Below are 16,272 nucleotides of genomic sequence, written 5' to 3'. Positions count from 1 at the left end.
TCTTATACAATAAGAATTATTTTTATTTAGATTAATCAGCGGGTTCATATGAAAAACAAGGCGTATGATTACGCCCTAAAATCAGATTATTTCAATTTTTCCAGTTTCGTTAATAATTGTTCATCGGATTGTTTTTGAATTTTATACATCCGATAAAATAACAAAACGGCCGCTACCGTGAGGCTTACCACAAAAGCTATCCAGAATCCCGTAGGTCCCATGTGGGCGGTTATTAAATCCGTTCTTGATAAAATATAACCGATAGGCATACCTAACACCCAGTAGCAGAATAATGTGATGTATAAAATCGCTTTGGTATCTTTATAACCGCGCAATGCGCCGCCCACTACCACTTGTACCGCATCGGAAAACTGATAAAGCGCATTGAGCAATAAAAGGGAAGCCGCAAGGGAGATAACTTCCGTATCCTTAACAAAAATACCGGCGATTTGGTAACGTAAAACGACAGTTAAAAATGCCGTTAGGGTTGCAGTGGCTAAACCTATAAACAGGGCGACATAACTGATATCCTTAGCTTTCAACGGCGAGCGTTCACCAAGGCTTTGTCCGACCAGAATAGTCGTTGCCATACCTAAAGACATCGGCAGCATAAAAATAAACGAACTGGTATTTAACGCAATTTGGTGGCTTGCAACCGCATTCGTACCTAATGGTGAAAGCAGCAAAGAAGTTAGAGCGAAAAGCGCCACCTCGCTACATATCGCAATGGCAATAGGCAAACCTAATTTAAACAGTTTTTTCAGAGTCGCCGGGTTAGGTAATTCAATAATGTTTTCAAATACTTTTAAATCCCGCTGGTTACGCGCGGATTTTGTGTAACTTATCATCAATATGCACATAATCCAATTCACGATAGTAGTGGCGATTCCGCAACCGACCGCACCAAAGGCAGGCACGCCCAATTTCCCGTAGATGAAAATGTAATTCAGCGGAATATTCAGCAGTAAACCGATCAGGGTAATAATCATTGCCGGTTTGGTTTTTGCCAAACCGTCGTTTAAACAGCGAAAATTAACCAGCAACAAATAGGCGGGCAAGCCAAACAGCATGGCGTGGAGGTATTTAATGGTAATTTGTGCTAAGTGTTCTTCCATGCCCATTCGGTTAATGACCGTATCACTGTGATAAATCAGCAATGCGAGGGGAACAATTGAGAACAAAATAATCCAAATACCTTGTCTGACCTGATGGGCAATGCGGTGACGCTGCGCCGAACCGTTCAGATAAGAAATTGTCGGTGGCAGCGCAAGGAGCAAGCCCTGCCCGAACAGCACCAACGGCATCCAAATTGATGCGCCTACAGAAATTGCCGCCATATCCGCCGCGCTAACACGCCCGGCCATAATAGTATCCACCAGCCCCATTGAATTTTGTGCAATTTGTGCTAATAAAATCGGTAAAGAAAGGAGAATCAGGCTTTTGGCTTCTATTTTATATTCTTGCCAATGAGTAATTTTTTGCATAAATGTGAATATTTTACTTTATAATAGATGAAATTTCGCAGATAGTCGGATCTGCAATTCTTATTGGAGAAAATTATGTTTACAGGTATTGTTCAGGGGACTGCGCAAATCCAGTCAATTATTTCTAAACGGGATTTTAGAACACACATTATTAAAATGCCACAGAAATTATTAGCGGATTTAGAAATCGGCGCATCGGTAGCGCATAATGGCGTTTGTTTAACCGTCACCGATATTAAGGGTGATCTTGTGAGCTTCGATTTAATGACGGAAACCCTGCGAATCACCAATCTCGGTGATGTGAAGGAAGGGGATTTCGTTAATATCGAACGGGCAATGAAAATGGGCTCGGAGATCGGCGGTCATCTTCTTTCCGGGCATGTTTACTGCACTGCCGAAGTCGTCGAAATTATTCCTTCGGAAAATAACCTGCAGCTTTGGTTTAAACTGCCGACGAATGAGGTAATGAAATATATCCTGACCAAAGGTTTTATTGCGGTGGACGGAATCAGTTTAACCATCGGTGAAGTGAAAGATAATGAGTTTTGTGTGAATTTAATTCCGGAAACTATTCACCGTACTTTAATCGGGCAGCGCAAAATCGGCTCGAAAGTGAATATTGAAATTGACCCGCAAACCCAGGCCATTGTGGATACGGTGGAACGTTATCTGGCAAGTAAGGTTTGATTTTCGGTTTAAATAGCAAAAGTGCGGTAAAATTTACCGCACTTTTTGTATAGGTTATATAAGATTTATTGAGCCGGCGCGGCTTCTTCAACTACCGCAGGTTGAGCTTGTTCAACCGGTGCGGGTTTTGGTGTCGGCGCACAGAAAACCTGATCTTTTCCCGCCCAGACCGGAATGGTGCGGATCGGATTATCGCAATTCCAACCGCCATAGCTGTTAATGCCGACGAATTTAATACCTTTGGGTTTAGTTAATTTTAAGGTTTTAACCGGTACTCTTGTTAAATAATCTTTATAAAGATAAAGCGCGCCGCTTGCACCGGTGAGTTTGGTTTCGCCGTTATCATCGCGACCGACCCAAACCGTCGCGAGGTTTTGCCCGTCAATGCCCACATACCAAGTATCACGGGCGTCATTCGTCGTACCTGTTTTACCGGCCAAATGATATTGTCCGAAGTTTTCCATTAAACTACGCGCAGTTCCTCGATCTACTACCTGTTGCATAGCATACAGCGTTTGATAAGCGGCTTCTTCCGGCACTACTTGTTCGGCATTGTTATCATGGCGATAAAGCAGGTTACCTTGTCTGTCCGTAATGCTTTGAATTGTTGTTAACCGAACCTTGCCGCCGTTATTGGCAATGGTCTGATACAACTTTGTTACATCATAAGGCGATACTTGCAACGAACCCAGTAACATAGAGGGTACTTTAGGGATATTGACTTTATCCCAGCCCATTGCCTGCTGGGTTTCGATTACTTTTTTAAGCCCTGTTTTCATACCCAGGTTAACGGTTGGCACATTTAAAGAGCGAGCCAAGGCATCAATTAACATCACCGAACCGCTGAAACGATTGTCATAATTGCGTGGCGACCAAGGCGGACTGCCTTTTATGGTGATGGTAATCGGACGGTTATTTAACGGTGTGTTCAAACGGAATTTATCCGGTTCGGAAAGTGCGGCTAAATAAACCGAGGGTTTTACCAATGAGCCGATTTGCCGTTTTGCCATAAATGCGCGGTTAAAGCCGGCATATTGAATTTGCGTGCCGCCGACAATAGCCAAAATCTGCCCGCTTTTATAATCGGCAATAATCATGGCCGCCTGTAAATCGGGATTTTTTGTTTTGAGCTGTAATTCGCCGGTTGCTTTCACTACCGCCTGTTCCGCCGCACGTTGTTGTTTCGGATCCAAGGTGGTAAAAATACGGGCGCCTAGTAATTTATTTTCACGGTTTTCGCCCAGATTATCCCGCAGTTCCGCCTGCAAGGTTTGAATAAAAGACGGATAATTTCTTGTGATTTTTCCTTTTTCCTGCACGCCTAACGGACGCTTGCTCAACATATCGTAAAGTTCCTGCCCGATGATTTTATGCTCCAGTAACAAGCGCAATACCACATTGCGACGCTCCAACGCGTAGCCGGGGTTACGCCAAGGATTGTATAAAGACGGGCCTTTAACCATACCCACAAGTAAGGCAATTTGATCAAGACTGATTTCTCTAATAGGCAAACCGAAATAAAAATGGCTGGCTAATTCGAATCCGTGAATTTGAATATCACCGCTCTGTCCTAAATAAATTTCATTAAGGTAGGTTTCCAAAATGGTGTTTTTATCGTAACGAAAGTCTAACAAAATAGCCATCAAGGCTTCGTGAATTTTGCGGGAAATAGAACGTTCGTTGGTTAAAAAAAGGTTTTTTACTAACTGCTGGGTGAGCGTACTGCCGCCTTGCACTGTATGACCGGCGCGAATATTCGTAATCATAGCGCGGGCCATACCGAGCGGGCTAATACCTTCGTGCTGATAAAAATTGCGGTCTTCAGTGAGAAGTAGCGCATCAATTAATAAACGAGGATAGTTTTGCAGCGGAATCGCAAGACGTTCTTCTTTCTCGGATTGCAGCATGGCGATTAATTTAGGCGATAATTTGAATTCATTAATCGCTTTTAGATTGATTAAATCTTCAATTACACTAAGTTTGTTGTCCGTAAAGCGCAGGCGGAAAACCCGTTGCGCTTCTGCTTGCTCGGGAAACGGAAAGGCGCGGCGAATCAACACAATGCTGTTATCTTCAATTTTGAAATCGCCGGGCGCGGCAACCAGAGTGGTTTGACGATAATCGTTTTCCAATAAGGTTTGCTTAATTTTATCCAACGACCAATTATCTTCTAAACGAATACTCTCAATGCGGCTGTAAACTTCAGCGGGCAAACGCCAAATTTGGCCGTCCATTTTTGAACGGATTTGCCCGTCTAAATAAATACCGTAGGCGCCGATTAAACAAGCGCCGGTAAATGCCAGTTTTGCCATAAAAAGGGTAAAACGGCGTTTTTTATTTTGCAGGGTTTTAGCCGGTTTGTTCGATGTATTGCTTTGTGCGGATTTGTCTTGCTCGGTTGACATTCTATTGACCCGTTTCTCATAAAAATATCGAAAGAAATTCTATCATAGAATTAATAAAGAAAACGCTAAAGATATGAAATTTTGAAAAAACAGACCGCACTTTTATCCGTGAACTATCAGTAAAAGTGCGGTACGTTTTTGTGAAATTTTAGCGGGAAACGCCCGGATTATTTAAAGCGGTGCGGGGATTTGTCAGCTACATACCACTTTAATTGCCAAACCGCCTTTTGAAGTTTCCCGATATTTTGCATTCATATCTTTGCCGGTTTCGTACATGGTTTCGATGACTTTATCTAAAGTTACGCGCGGATTAGTGCTTCGGCGTAGCGCCATGCGAGCGGCATTAATGGCTTTTACGGAGGCAATGGCGTTACGCTCGATGCAAGGTACTTGAACCTGCCCGCCAACGGGGTCGCAGGTCAAACCTAAATTGTGTTCCATAGCAATTTCCGCAGCAATACATACTTGTTCGGGATTTCCGCCTAAAATTTCGGTTAAGCCGGCTGCCGCCATGGAACAGGCAACGCCCACTTCGCCTTGACAACCCACTTCAGCACCTGAAATTGAGGCATTCATTTTGTAAAGAGAACCGATTACACTGCAAACCAATAAATAACGTTCGACGGTTTCGGCATTTAGCGGCGAGATAAATTTTTCATAATAAGAAAGTACCGCCGGCACGATACCGCAGGCGCCGTTCGTCGGTGCGGTAACAACGCGCCCGCCCGCCGCATTTTCTTCATTAACGGCAAGGGCGAACATATTGATCCAGTCGATAACCTGCATCGGATCATTATTCAGATTACTGTTCGCCTGTAATAAACGATGTAATGCGGGTGCCCTGCGGCTCACTTTTAACGGGCCGGGCAATAAGCCTTCGGTTTTTAGTCCGTGTTTAATGCAATCCTGCATGGTTTGCCAAATCAGGGATAAATGATGTTCGACGGATTCTTTGCCGTGCAATGCCACTTCGTTTCGGAAAACTACGGTGGAAATCGGCAGCCCGGTATCATGGCAATGGCGGAGAATATCCGCCGCATTGTTATAAGGATAAGGCACCGGTACTTCTTCATTTTGCGCTTGATTAAAATGCGCTTCGCCAACAATAAAACCGCCGCCAATGGAATAATAGGTTTGGCGATAAGCGATTTCATCATTCATAAATGCGGTTAATGTCATGCCGTTTTCATGGAGAGATAAAAAGGAATCATGGAACTGCATATCCTGTTTGAAATCGAAGTCGACCGTATATGAACCTCCGGCAACAGGTAAAAGTGCGGTCTGTTTTACCCGGGAAATGAAATCGGCAATGCTGTCGATGTCTACATTATGCGGAAGGTAGCCCGCAAGCCCCATAATAATGGTAATATCCGTATTGTGCCCGAGCCCCGTCATGGAAAGCGAACCGTACACATCGGCATGAATTCGGGTGATTTTGCCAATGTTCCCTTGTGTAATTAAATCATCGATAAACTGTTTACCCGCTTTCATCGGGCCTACCGTATGCGAACTTGAGGGACCGATGCCGACTTTAAACATATCAAAGACACTAATCATATTTTGATTCTCATTATTTTATCCTTTTTATCTTATTCACGTTAAAGGGATAAACAGATTCTATAGAAACGCGAGATTTTAGACTAAATTTTGAAATAGTCCATAGGTAACCGCAGAAATTGCGATTATCCCATCACAGTTGCAAAAATATTACTGATTTTGCCTTGATAAATGCGCATTGCCGGTACTTTTCTGCGGAAATTGTTTTTCAGCAAAAGTGCGGTGAAATTTTGTGAAATTTTAAGCGATAAAATTCAAATAGGAAGTTAAGAAGTTTTCGAAATCTTCAAGCCCGCAAAAAGCGATGCTTTCTTCATCATAATAATGAAAATCTTCTTCCAAATCTTGCTCGGAACCGTCCGTCATATCCAGATTATTGGCTTTAACCATAACCTCATCGGCATTAATGAAAAGGCTGTATTCCGCACCGATTAAACGGATTTCCTGCTCATAGGATTGCTTTTTTGCTTGCGCGAGAACGGAAAGTGCGGTGTAAATTTTCTGAGAATCAGACCGCACTTCGCTGTTAAACCAGTTCGCCACCGCTTCATGCCCCATGGAACATTTTGCCTCGACGGAACCTAAATAACGGGTGAATTGGAAGTCCATAACTAAATGCTGAAGGAGGAGCCGCAGCCGCAAGTCGTTGTGGCATTCGGGTTGTGCACAACAAAGCGCGAACCTTCCAGACCTTCCGTATAATCCACGGTACCGCCGATAAGATATTGTAAGCTCATCGGGTCGATAACCAGCTTAACGCCGTCGTTTTCAATGGTTAAATCACCGTCATTGACTTTTTCGTCAAAAGTAAAGCCGTACTGGAAGCCGCTGCAACCGCCGCCGGTAATATAGACGCGTAATTTAAGATCCTGATTTTCTTCTTCAATAATTAAATTTTTTACTTTTTTTGCCGCAGCGTCAGTAAAAGTAAGAGGTATTGTCATATCTGTCATAATTTTATCCTAAACTGAAATCGTTCCTAAATGATCGGCTATTATCTAATAACCGACTAATTCGTTCAACCAAAAAATCTATAGATATTGCCGATTTTTAAAATATGGAGGCTGCAAATAAAAAGTGTTATCATATGCGTACATTTTTTGACAATAAATTTATAAAAGAGAGAGATAATGGCAATTCCATTAAGAACAGAAGCAGAATTAGAAAAAATCCGTATTGCTTGTAAATTGGCGTCAGATATTTTAGTGATGATTGAACCTCATATTAAAGAAGGCGTATCTACCGGCGAATTAGACCGTATTTGCCATGAATATATCGAGCGGGTTCAGGGTGCGACGCCTGCTAATGTGGGTTATCACGGTTTTCCTAAAGCGACCTGTATTTCATTGAATGACGTCGTTTGTCACGGTATTCCGAGCGAAGATAAAATTTTAAAGAACGGTGATATTTTAAATTTGGACGTTACCGTGATTAAAGACGGTTATTACGGCGACAACTCAAAAATGTATATCGTTGGCGGCGAAACCTCCGTTCGCAGCAAATTACTATGCGAAGTGACTCAAGAAGCCCTTTATGTGGGAATTCGCGCGGTAAGAGCCGGTGTGCGTTTGAACCAAATCGGCAAAGCCATTCAGCAATATGTGGAAAAACAGGGCTTTTCCGTGGTGCGTGAATATTGCGGTCACGGAATCGGCGATCAATATCATACGGAACCGCAAGTATTGCATTATTTCGGTGACGACGGCGGTGTGGTGTTAAAACCGGGCATGGTGTTCACTATTGAACCGATGGTTAACGCGGGTAAAAAAGAGGTGCGCTTAATGGGCGACGGCTGGACGGTGAAAACGAAAGACCGCAGTCATTCCGCACAATTCGAACATGAATTAGTGGTAACCGAAACCGGTTGCGAAGTAATGACCATTCGTGAAGAAGAAGAAAAGGAAGGGCGTATTTCCCGTATTATGGTCAATGCCGAAGCTTAATTTTCTGCTATAGTTTAACCTTTCTATTGCAAAGGCGGGTTCATAGCCCGCCTTAGTTCGTTTAACTTAGGGCCTGTCTATAATAAACAGACCCTCCTAATAAGTCATTGAAAGTGCGGTCGAAAAAGTCGTATTTTTAGGTGATTTTCCTTTTTTGATCGGTCATAATAATTTCATTATTCAGTCAGTTATATTGAGATTTTTTATGTTCCAGTCTGTCGAAGGTCTATTAACTCCCGGCCTTATCAAACAACAAAAAGAGCAACTTAAACAAACGGAATTGGAAAATTTCGCTCAAGCCGATGTAAATTCGTTGATTTCTCACCGCACTTTGTTTTGTGATAATTTTCTTATTCGGCTTTGGCGACAGTTTTCATTACATGAAGTGACGGATCTGGCGCTGATTGCCGTAGGCGGTTACGGGCGGCGAGAAATTTTTCCGTTATCGGATTTGGATTTTCTGATTTTAACGGAACAACCAATGCCGGCGGATTTAGCGAAAAAAGTAGAAGAGTTCATTCAGTTTGTGTGGGATTGCGGGTTTGATGTGGGGGCAAGCGTCAGAACTCTTGAAGATTGCGATAGCCAAGGCAGAGCGGATATTACTATCGCTACCAATTTGCTTGAAAGCCGCTTGTTGACGGGTAATGAAACCTTATTCGATAAATTAAGTTCTATTGTCGGACGGGAGGATTTCTGGCCGCGGAAAACATTTTTTGAAGCCAAAATTCAAGAAAAAAAACAACGTTATCAACGTTATAACAATACCAGCTACAACCTTGAACCCGATATCAAATACAACCCCGGCGGATTGCGCGATTTGCATTTGATTTACTGGATTGCTCTGCGCCATTCCAATGCCTTAAGCCTTGAGGAAATCCTGCAATCGGGCTTTATTTACCCGGAAGAATATGCGGAACTGGAACGAAATCAGCAATTTCTGTTTAAAGTGCGGTTCGCTTTACACCTGATTTTAAAACGCTACGATAATCGCCTTTTGTTCGACCGACAAGTGAAAGTCAGCGAATTGCTCGGTTATCAGGGGGAGGGAAATCAAGGGGTGGAAACCATGATGAAAGCCTTTTTCCAATCCTTACAGGCGATTTCTTTAGCCAGCGATATTCTCGCCAAGCATTATAAAGAACATTTTGTGGATGAGAATGGAGAAGAAGAATGCCAGGTTCTTGATGATAATTTCCAAATGATCAATAACGCCATTTTTCTTGTGCGTGAGGATTGTTTTGTTCAACAGCCCGATACTATTTTGGATTTATTCAGCTATTTAATTATTCGTCCCCAAGCGGAATTGCATTCCTCTACGTTGCGCCTCCTGCATTTGGCTTTAGGGCAATTGAACGGTTATTTATCGGAATTGCCTGCCGCCCGGGAAAAATTTTTACGCTTACTCACTCAACCAAGAGGGATAGAGCGGGCGCTAATTCCCATGCACAAATACGGCGTGTTGACCGCTTATATTCCGGAATGGAAAGGCATTGAAGGATTAATGCAATTTGATTTATTCCATATCTACACCGTAGATGAACATACCATGCGGGTTTTAGCCAAATTAGAGACATTTCTGTCGGAAGAAACGGCGGAAGCCCATCCGCTTTGTGTAAAATTATTCCCTTCCTTACCGGATCGGGCATTGATCTATATTGCCGCCTTATTTCATGATATTGCCAAAGGGCGGGGTGGTAATCATGCGGATCTTGGCGCGGTTGACGTGGGCCGCTTTGCAGCACAGCACGGTTTTGATTGCCGTGAAATAGAGACTATGAAATGGCTGGTAAAACAGCATTTATTTATGTCGGTCACGGCGCAACGGCGGGATATTCATGACCCTGAAGTAGTAATGAACTTTGCCGCCGAAGTGCAAAATCAAGTGCGGCTGAATTATCTCGTTTGTTTAACGGTCGCCGATATTTGTGCAACCAATACCACCTTATGGAACAGTTGGAAGCGTTCTTTATTCGCCAGCCTTTATCAATATACCAACCAGCAATTCAATCAGGGCATGGATAATCTTTTAGACAATCAGGAACAGGAAGAACAGAATAAGGCATTAGCGCTGGAAATATTGCAGTCTCAAGGCTTTACGGAAGATGTTCAATCCCTTTGGAAACGATGCCCGGGCGATTATTTTTTACGCAATACGCCGAAAGAACTTGCCTGGCATGCGGTATTGCTTGCCGGCGTTGAAACCGAACTTTTGGTTAAAATCAGTAATCGCTTTTCCGCCGGCGGAACGGAAGTATTCATTTATTGCAAAGACCGGCCGAATTTATTCTTAAAAGTTGTCGCTGCTATCGGCAACAAAAAACTCAGTATTCATGACGCACAAATTATTACCAGCTTAGACGGTTATGCTTTCGATAGTTTTATTGTAACGGAATTGGATGGTTCGTTACTTAAATTTGATAGAAGAAGAGTGCTGGAAAAAGCAATTATAAACTCACTAAACTCAAACGAACTGACAAAGTTACAGGGTTCGGAAAATCATAAATTACAGCATTTTAATGTAAAAACGGAAGTACGATTTCTAAATACGGAAAAAACGACCCACACGGAAATGGAGCTTTTCACTTTGGATAAAGCCGGGCTATTGGCAGATGTAAGTCTTGTGTTCAGTGAATTGAATTTAAGTATCCAAAATGCCAAAATCACCACAATAGGCGAAAAAGCTCAGGATTTTTTTATCCTCACCAACGCAAAAGGAGAGGCTTTAAGCGAGCGGGAACGCCAATCGCTTAGTGAAAAATTGCAAGCAAGGTTAGATTAAAAAGTGCGGTCAAAATTTTTGATTTTTTGACCGCACTTTTTATTTAACCCAACCGCCGCCCAGCGCCTTATATAGGCTGACTAAATTTTTGGCGTGGGTGAGTCTTGCCTGAATCAGTTGTTCCTGGGCATTCAGGGCGTTGATTCGTTCGGAAAGGGTATTGTCTAAGGTTTTTTCACCGTATTGAAATAATTTCTCCGCATTGACCGCACTTTTTTGTGTTTGGGCGGCTGCGGTTTGTAATAGCCGGATTTGGCGGTTTAGTGCAAACTGTGCCTGATAGCTGTTATCCACATCGGCAAGGGCTTGGATAAGCGCTTTGTCATATTGCAATAATGCGGTTTTTAAGCGGGCGTCCGCCACATCAATATTGGCTTGGATTCGTCCGTTGGTGAATATCGGCAGGCTGATTCCGCCGCTGACCAAGCCCGCCCAGCCTTTTAATTCGGAAATATCGGAATTCACATCAATGCGACCCGTGCCGCCCATAAATTGAATGTCAAATCTCGGATACAGATCCGCTTTGGCGCTGGCTAATTTTGCCGCCGCCGCTTGTACCTGGTTTCGGTAAGAATGCAAATCCGGACGACGGGCGAGTACTTCGCCCGGTAATACGCCCGCAGGTGCCGCAGGCAGGTTGATTAACGGATTTTTGACCGCCGGGGATAAGCGAAAACCTTGTGCGGGTTTGCCGGTTAAAATCGCAATGGCCCGTCGGTTGCTGTCAATTTGGCTGTCGAAGGTCGCCAGATTCGCTTGTATTGAGCTTAAACGGCTTTCCGTTTGTAATACGTCGTTAGCATTGGCCTGGCCGGCGTTGAAACGCCCTTGGACATAGGTTTTTAATTTGCCTAATACGTCCGCATATTGTTGTAATACCGCTTGACGTTGCTGCAGGGCGGCGATGTTGAAATAGCTTTCGGCAATTTGGCCGGCAACCAGCATTTGGGCCGCATACACCTGATCCTGCGCGCTTAACGCCTGAGCTTCAGCCGCATCCCGATCGCTTCGTTTTTTGCCGAAAAAGTCTAATTCCCAGCTTGCGGTGACGGCGGCATACTGGTAGCTGCCGGAAGAGGTGGAGGATCCGCCGGTCAGAGGATTATCCACTCTGGCACGGGAACCGCTCGCGCTGCCACTGGCGGAAACGGAAGGGCCTAAATCCGCATCAGTGTAAGCCGCATTGGCTTGCGCTTCCGCTAAACGGCTTCTAGCCATGGCGACCTCTAAGTTTTGCTGTAAACCTTGTTCGATCAGTGCGGTTAATTGGGGATAATTCCAATTGCGCCACCATTGCGCGATCTCAGAGGTACCCGTGGCCTGCGCGGTTTGTTCAAAGCGTGCCGGCATTTCAATTTGTGAGTTGAGATCCACATTGGTGCTTGAGCAGGCTGCAAGAGTAACCAGTACGGCGATAAGCGAAAGTTTATGCATTGATTTCATAATTTATCCTACAAATTTGCTGAAAATATTCATCATCCCTATAACGGATTATTTTCTCCGGCGTAGCCGGCATTCAAAAATAACTGTTTTTTTGACCGCACTTTTATCCTTGTCTGGAGAGCATGGTTTTAAACTGGCCTAATGCCACCGCCAGGAATACAAAACCGATGGCAGCCATTTTTACCAGTTTATCCCACACCAAATCTAAACTTGCGCCACGGAAAATGACGTCCTGCGCATAAGAACCGAAAATGGTAGTAGGTGACAATTGTGTAATCCATTGGGCTAGTTCCGGCATATTTTCAATAGGCGATGTCGTTCCCGAAAGCAAATACATCACCACATAAACCGGAATGCAGAGTAAACCGAATTGCGGCATAGTAGGGGCGAAAATAGCCAACATAATACCGAGAGATGCAATGGCGAAAATAAAAATAAGCGAGCCTAAAATAAATAATGGGATAGCCTGTGCGGGCAATGGAACACCAAGCAAACCACCTGTTACAAAGCGCAATGATAAACCTACCACCACCAATAATACGGAACCGTTAGCAATAATTTTTGCAATGGCGATTTCACTGGAAGTTACCGGCATAACTAATAAATGCTCAATGGTGCCGCGTTCCCGTTCCCGAATAATAGCGGCGCCTACCAGTAACATAGTGAGTAAATTCAGGTTTCCCACAATTTGCATTGCACCCATAAACCATTTAGAGGTGTAGTTCGGGTTATACAGCACATTGACTGCGGTTTTAATCGGGGTGAAGGTTTTATTGTTTTTTAAGCGTAAAAAGTCATTAATTTCACGGCTGAAAATTTGTGAAATATAATTGGAGCCGATAGCTGCCTGCGTCATTGCCGTGGCATCAATGGATAAATGTATTTGCGGATTTCTGCCCGCCAGAATATCTACTTCATAGTTGGGCGGAATATCAATAACGAAAGTGTATTCGCCCATATCCATTAAACGATCGGCCTGATTGGCGGTTATTTCATGAACTTTGCGGAAATAGGGCGGTATTAAGCTGCTTTGTAAACGGTAGGATAAGGTTGAATGATCGTTATTTATAACCGCCACGGAACCGTTTTTAACTTCAGTCGAAATTGTGGTCGCCACAGTATAAAGTGCGGCGGTAAACATATAAATAATCAGAATAACCAAAATCGGATCGCTGAACAAACTGCGAAATTCCTTTCCGGACAGGAAAAATACATTTTTTAACCAACGACGCATTTATACCTCCTGTTTTTTCAGCAATAATGTTGCCAATGTGATGTAGACGGCAAAAATAGTACTTAAAGCCAAATAACAATCGAAGAAATCGGTAAAGTTCAGGCCCTTGGTAAAACCGCCCAAACTCACAAGCTGCAACCAATAACCGGGAAAGGTACGAGCAGCCGTATAAATTGTATCCGGTAGTGTGGTAACGGGATAAATCATGCCTGAAAAGTTCAGGGCAGGGATCATGGAAATAATTGCCGTAGCAAAGATCGCTGCAATTTGCGTTTTCACAAAAGCGGAAACGAATAAGCCGAATGCCGTGGTGGCGAGCAAAGCGAGAATCACGCCGAAGAACATCGCAAGGACCGAACCTTTAATCGGCACCTTAAAGACTATAATCGCGACGCAAACGGCGGCTAAATAACTTACAAAAGCAAGAATAATGTAGGGGATCTGTTTGCCGAGTAGAAATTGCAAAGGGCTTGCGGGGGAACCGTAAAGATTCATAATGGAGCCCATTTCTTTTTCACGCACTACACCGAGCGCGGTCATCATTGAAGGTACTAAAATCATGGCAAGCATAATAATGCCCGGCGTCATGGCAAAAATACTTTTGAAATCCTGATTATATACAAAGCGAGGTTCCAATAAGACGGTAGAGGAAACCGACATGTCGATATGTTTCGATATTTCCCGTTGATATTGGGTCAACACACCGATAACCGAACCGTTAAGATTTTCAGCCGTAGAAGGGAAGGCACCGTCTATAAAAACACCTATTTCCGGTTGCTGCCAGTTAAGTAATTTTTTACCGTAATCCGTCGGAATTTCAAGCACCATTTTAACTTTTGCACTTTGAATATTGGAGTTGATTTCATCCACCGAATGCAAATCCGCCTGACGAATGAAATATCTCGAACCGCTAAAATATTCAACTAAGTGACGGCTTGCCGAAGAATTGTCATGATCCAATACGGCAAATTTCATCGGATTAATATCAAAAGAAATGCTGGATGCCATGGCGATAAGCATAATAATCGGACCTAATAAAGCAAAGAATAAGCGGATATTATCCCGCAGCAGCTCTTTACCTTCACGCACGGCAAAGGTCCAGATTAAAGACCACCATGCCCATAATCCTTCAGCGGGCGGTAAAACTTCGTCATTTTTGACCGCACTTTGGCCGGTTTCATTGCTTGGCGCGGTGATGTCGTCCGCCTGTTCTTCCAGATAAATGATAAAAGCTTCTTCCAGGGTCGCTGCGTTTTTGCCGGTTCGTAATTCTTCCGGCGTTCCTACAGCCAGTACGCGTCCGCGGTGCATAAAGGAAATGCGGTCGCAGCGTGCCGCTTCGTTCATAAAATGGGTGGTGACGAAAATGGTGATGCGATCCTCGCGGGAGAGTTTGATCAAATATTCCCAGAACATATCCCGTGCCGCAGGATCCACGCCGGAGGTGGGTTCGTCTAAAATTAACAGTTCGGGTTTGTGCAAACAGGCGGCGGCGAGTTGTAAACGCTGACGAATGCCCAAGGGCAGGGAAGAGGGTTTTTCATCCGCCAGATCGGCGAGATCGAATTGTTCCATGGCGGAATGAACATAGGTATTCCATTGTGCCGGCGGAATCTGGAACAGTTTTGCGTGCAATTCCAGGTTCTCGCGTACCGTCAATTCTTCATATAACGAGAATGCCTGCGACATATAACCCACTCGTTTGCGGGTATCTATATTGCTGGCGTCAATGGGCTGTCCCAATAAGGTTGCCGTACCTTCGCTAGGGTCGAGTAAACCGGTGAGCATTTTCATGGTGGTGGATTTGCCGCAGCCGTTGGAACCCAAAAAGCCGAAGATTTCTCCTTTAGGAATGGTAAAACTGACATTATCCACCGAAGTAAAATCACCGAAACGTTTGGTTAATCCTTTCGCAACAATAACGGGCGGCTCGTTCGCATCGACTTCGAAAGGCGGAATGGTCAAGCCCTTCCCCGACCCGCGTTTGTCCGCCGGCAGCAATTTTACATAGGCCTGTTCCAGATTTTCGCTTTCGGTTTCCGCAATCAGCTGTTTGGTCGGCTTATAGGCAATCAGCTTGCCGTCATCCATGGCAATGACCTGTTCAAAACCTTCCGCCTCGTCAATATAGGCGGTCGCGACGATCACCGTCATGCCCGGCGTTTCCCGACGCAGATCCTCCACCAATTGCCAGAATTGGCGACGGGAGAGGGGGTCTACACCGGTGGTAGGTTCGTCTAAAATAAGTAAATCGGGACTGTGTACCAAGGCGCAACAAAGACTGAGTTTTTGTTTCATCCCGCCGGACAGTTTGCCCGCCGCGCGATCCGCAAAGGGCGCCAGACCGGTCGCGTTTAAAAGACGTTCGATGCGCGCTTTGCGATGGGCTTTGGGCAGCCCGAAAAGACGGGCGTGAAAATCAATATTTTCATAAATTGATAAAGTCAGATAAAGATTTTTACCCAGACCCTGCGGCATAAAGGCAATTTTGTGGGATAACAGGTCGCGCGCCTTTTTTTCCGCTACATTGAGACCGAAGACGGTTACGCTGCCGGATTGAATAATTTTTACGCCGGCAATCAGCGACAACAGCGTGGATTTACCCACGCCGTCGGGACCGATCAAGCCGATGATTTTACCGCGCGGAATCTGTAATGACAGGTCGCAAAGTGCGGTGGTTTTTCCGTAACTATGTTTAAGCTTATCCACCTGCACGGCAAGTAATGTATCCGCCATC

The 16,272-nt window shown here is 44.3% G+C and carries 11 protein-coding genes; 3 read left to right on the top strand and 8 right to left on the bottom strand.

The genetic code is table 11. The annotated features are described in order from the left end of the window. Positions 1–86 precede the first annotated feature (86 nt). Positions 87–1,484, bottom strand: coding sequence for an MATE family efflux transporter (locus tag MS_RS06020; protein ID WP_011200488.1), 1,398 nt, complete (start codon positions 1,482–1,484; stop codon positions 87–89). A 75-nt stretch (positions 1,485–1,559) separates the two neighbouring features. Here MS_RS06020 and MS_RS06015 point away from each other — a divergent pair, with 75 nt between their 5' ends. After that, positions 1,560–2,171 (top strand): riboflavin synthase, encoded by a 612-nt coding sequence (locus tag MS_RS06015; RefSeq protein ID WP_041639785.1) that lies wholly within the window; start codon positions 1,560–1,562, stop codon positions 2,169–2,171. Between the two features lie 65 nt (positions 2,172–2,236). Here MS_RS06015 and mrcB read toward each other — a convergent pair whose 3' ends face one another. From mrcB to erpA, 4 genes are all read right to left on the bottom strand, one after another. Further along, a complete protein-coding gene (gene mrcB, locus MS_RS06010) occupies positions 2,237–4,576 on the bottom strand; it encodes a penicillin-binding protein 1B (RefSeq protein WP_011200486.1) in 2,340 nt (779 codons plus the stop codon). Positions 4,577–4,768: 192 nt separating this feature from the next. Then, positions 4,769–6,133, bottom strand: coding sequence for an L-serine ammonia-lyase (locus MS_RS06005; protein ID WP_011200485.1), 1,365 nt, complete (start codon positions 6,131–6,133; stop codon positions 4,769–4,771). A gap of 240 nt (positions 6,134–6,373) precedes the next feature. After that, complete coding sequence (locus MS_RS06000; RefSeq protein WP_011200482.1) at positions 6,374–6,742, bottom strand: YacL family protein; 369 nt, start codon at positions 6,740–6,742, stop codon at positions 6,374–6,376. A 2-nt stretch (positions 6,743–6,744) separates the two neighbouring features. Beyond that, positions 6,745–7,086 carry an iron-sulfur cluster insertion protein ErpA gene (gene erpA, locus MS_RS05995; RefSeq protein WP_011200481.1) on the bottom strand — a complete coding sequence of 114 codons (342 nt, stop codon included), beginning with the start codon at positions 7,084–7,086 and terminating at the stop codon, positions 6,745–6,747. 177 nt (positions 7,087–7,263) lie between these two features. Here erpA and map point away from each other — a divergent pair, with 177 nt between their 5' ends. Continuing rightward, positions 7,264–8,076 carry a type I methionyl aminopeptidase gene (gene map / locus MS_RS05990; protein WP_011200480.1) on the top strand — a complete coding sequence of 271 codons (813 nt, stop codon included), beginning with the start codon at positions 7,264–7,266 and terminating at the stop codon, positions 8,074–8,076. A 205-nt stretch (positions 8,077–8,281) separates the two neighbouring features. Continuing rightward, positions 8,282–10,858, top strand: a complete 2,577-nt coding sequence (gene glnD, locus MS_RS05985) for a bifunctional uridylyltransferase/uridylyl-removing protein GlnD (RefSeq protein WP_041639783.1) — start codon at positions 8,282–8,284, stop codon at positions 10,856–10,858. 39 nt (positions 10,859–10,897) lie between these two features. On the opposite strand, the gene MS_RS05980 is transcribed toward glnD, so the two are convergent. From MS_RS05980 to rbbA, 3 genes are all read right to left on the bottom strand, one after another. Further along, positions 10,898–12,301, bottom strand: coding sequence for an efflux transporter outer membrane subunit (locus MS_RS05980; protein WP_011200478.1), 1,404 nt, complete (start codon positions 12,299–12,301; stop codon positions 10,898–10,900). A 103-nt stretch (positions 12,302–12,404) separates the two neighbouring features. Further along, positions 12,405–13,535, bottom strand: coding sequence for an ABC transporter permease (locus tag MS_RS05975; protein WP_011200477.1), 1,131 nt, complete (start codon positions 13,533–13,535; stop codon positions 12,405–12,407). Then, positions 13,536–16,271 (bottom strand): ribosome-associated ATPase/putative transporter RbbA, encoded by a 2,736-nt coding sequence (gene rbbA, locus MS_RS05970; protein ID WP_011200476.1) that lies wholly within the window; start codon positions 16,269–16,271, stop codon positions 13,536–13,538. It lies immediately after the preceding gene. Between the last annotated feature and the right edge of the window lies 1 nt (position 16,272).

The sequence above is a fragment of the [Mannheimia] succiniciproducens MBEL55E genome (assembly GCF_000007745.1).
In the GTDB taxonomy this organism is placed as follows: domain Bacteria; phylum Pseudomonadota; class Gammaproteobacteria; order Enterobacterales; family Pasteurellaceae; genus Basfia; species Basfia succiniciproducens.
The sequence above is the reverse complement of the archived record's forward strand: the minus strand, read 5'-3'. Positions and strand labels throughout refer to the sequence as shown.

Bases quoted from the DNA above. Each gene is read 5' to 3' on its own strand.
- erpA (WP_011200481.1), bottom strand. From the start codon at position 7,086: ATGACAGATATGACAATACCTCTTACTTTTACTGACGCTGCGGCAAAA.
- glnD (WP_041639783.1), top strand. From the start codon at position 8,282: ATGTTCCAGTCTGTCGAAGGTCTATTAACTCCCGGCCTTATCAAACAA.
- MS_RS05980 (WP_011200478.1), bottom strand. From the start codon at position 12,301: ATGAAATCAATGCATAAACTTTCGCTTATCGCCGTACTGGTTACTCTT.
- map (WP_011200480.1), top strand. From the start codon at position 7,264: ATGGCAATTCCATTAAGAACAGAAGCAGAATTAGAAAAAATCCGTATT.
- MS_RS06005 (WP_011200485.1), bottom strand. From the start codon at position 6,133: ATGATTAGTGTCTTTGATATGTTTAAAGTCGGCATCGGTCCCTCAAGT.
- MS_RS06015 (WP_041639785.1), top strand. From the start codon at position 1,560: ATGTTTACAGGTATTGTTCAGGGGACTGCGCAAATCCAGTCAATTATT.
- MS_RS06020 (WP_011200488.1), bottom strand. From the start codon at position 1,484: ATGCAAAAAATTACTCATTGGCAAGAATATAAAATAGAAGCCAAAAGC.
- MS_RS06000 (WP_011200482.1), bottom strand. From the start codon at position 6,742: ATGGACTTCCAATTCACCCGTTATTTAGGTTCCGTCGAGGCAAAATGT.
- rbbA (WP_011200476.1), bottom strand. From the start codon at position 16,271: ATGGCGGATACATTACTTGCCGTGCAGGTGGATAAGCTTAAACATAGT.
- mrcB (WP_011200486.1), bottom strand. From the start codon at position 4,576: ATGTCAACCGAGCAAGACAAATCCGCACAAAGCAATACATCGAACAAA.
- MS_RS05975 (WP_011200477.1), bottom strand. From the start codon at position 13,535: ATGCGTCGTTGGTTAAAAAATGTATTTTTCCTGTCCGGAAAGGAATTT.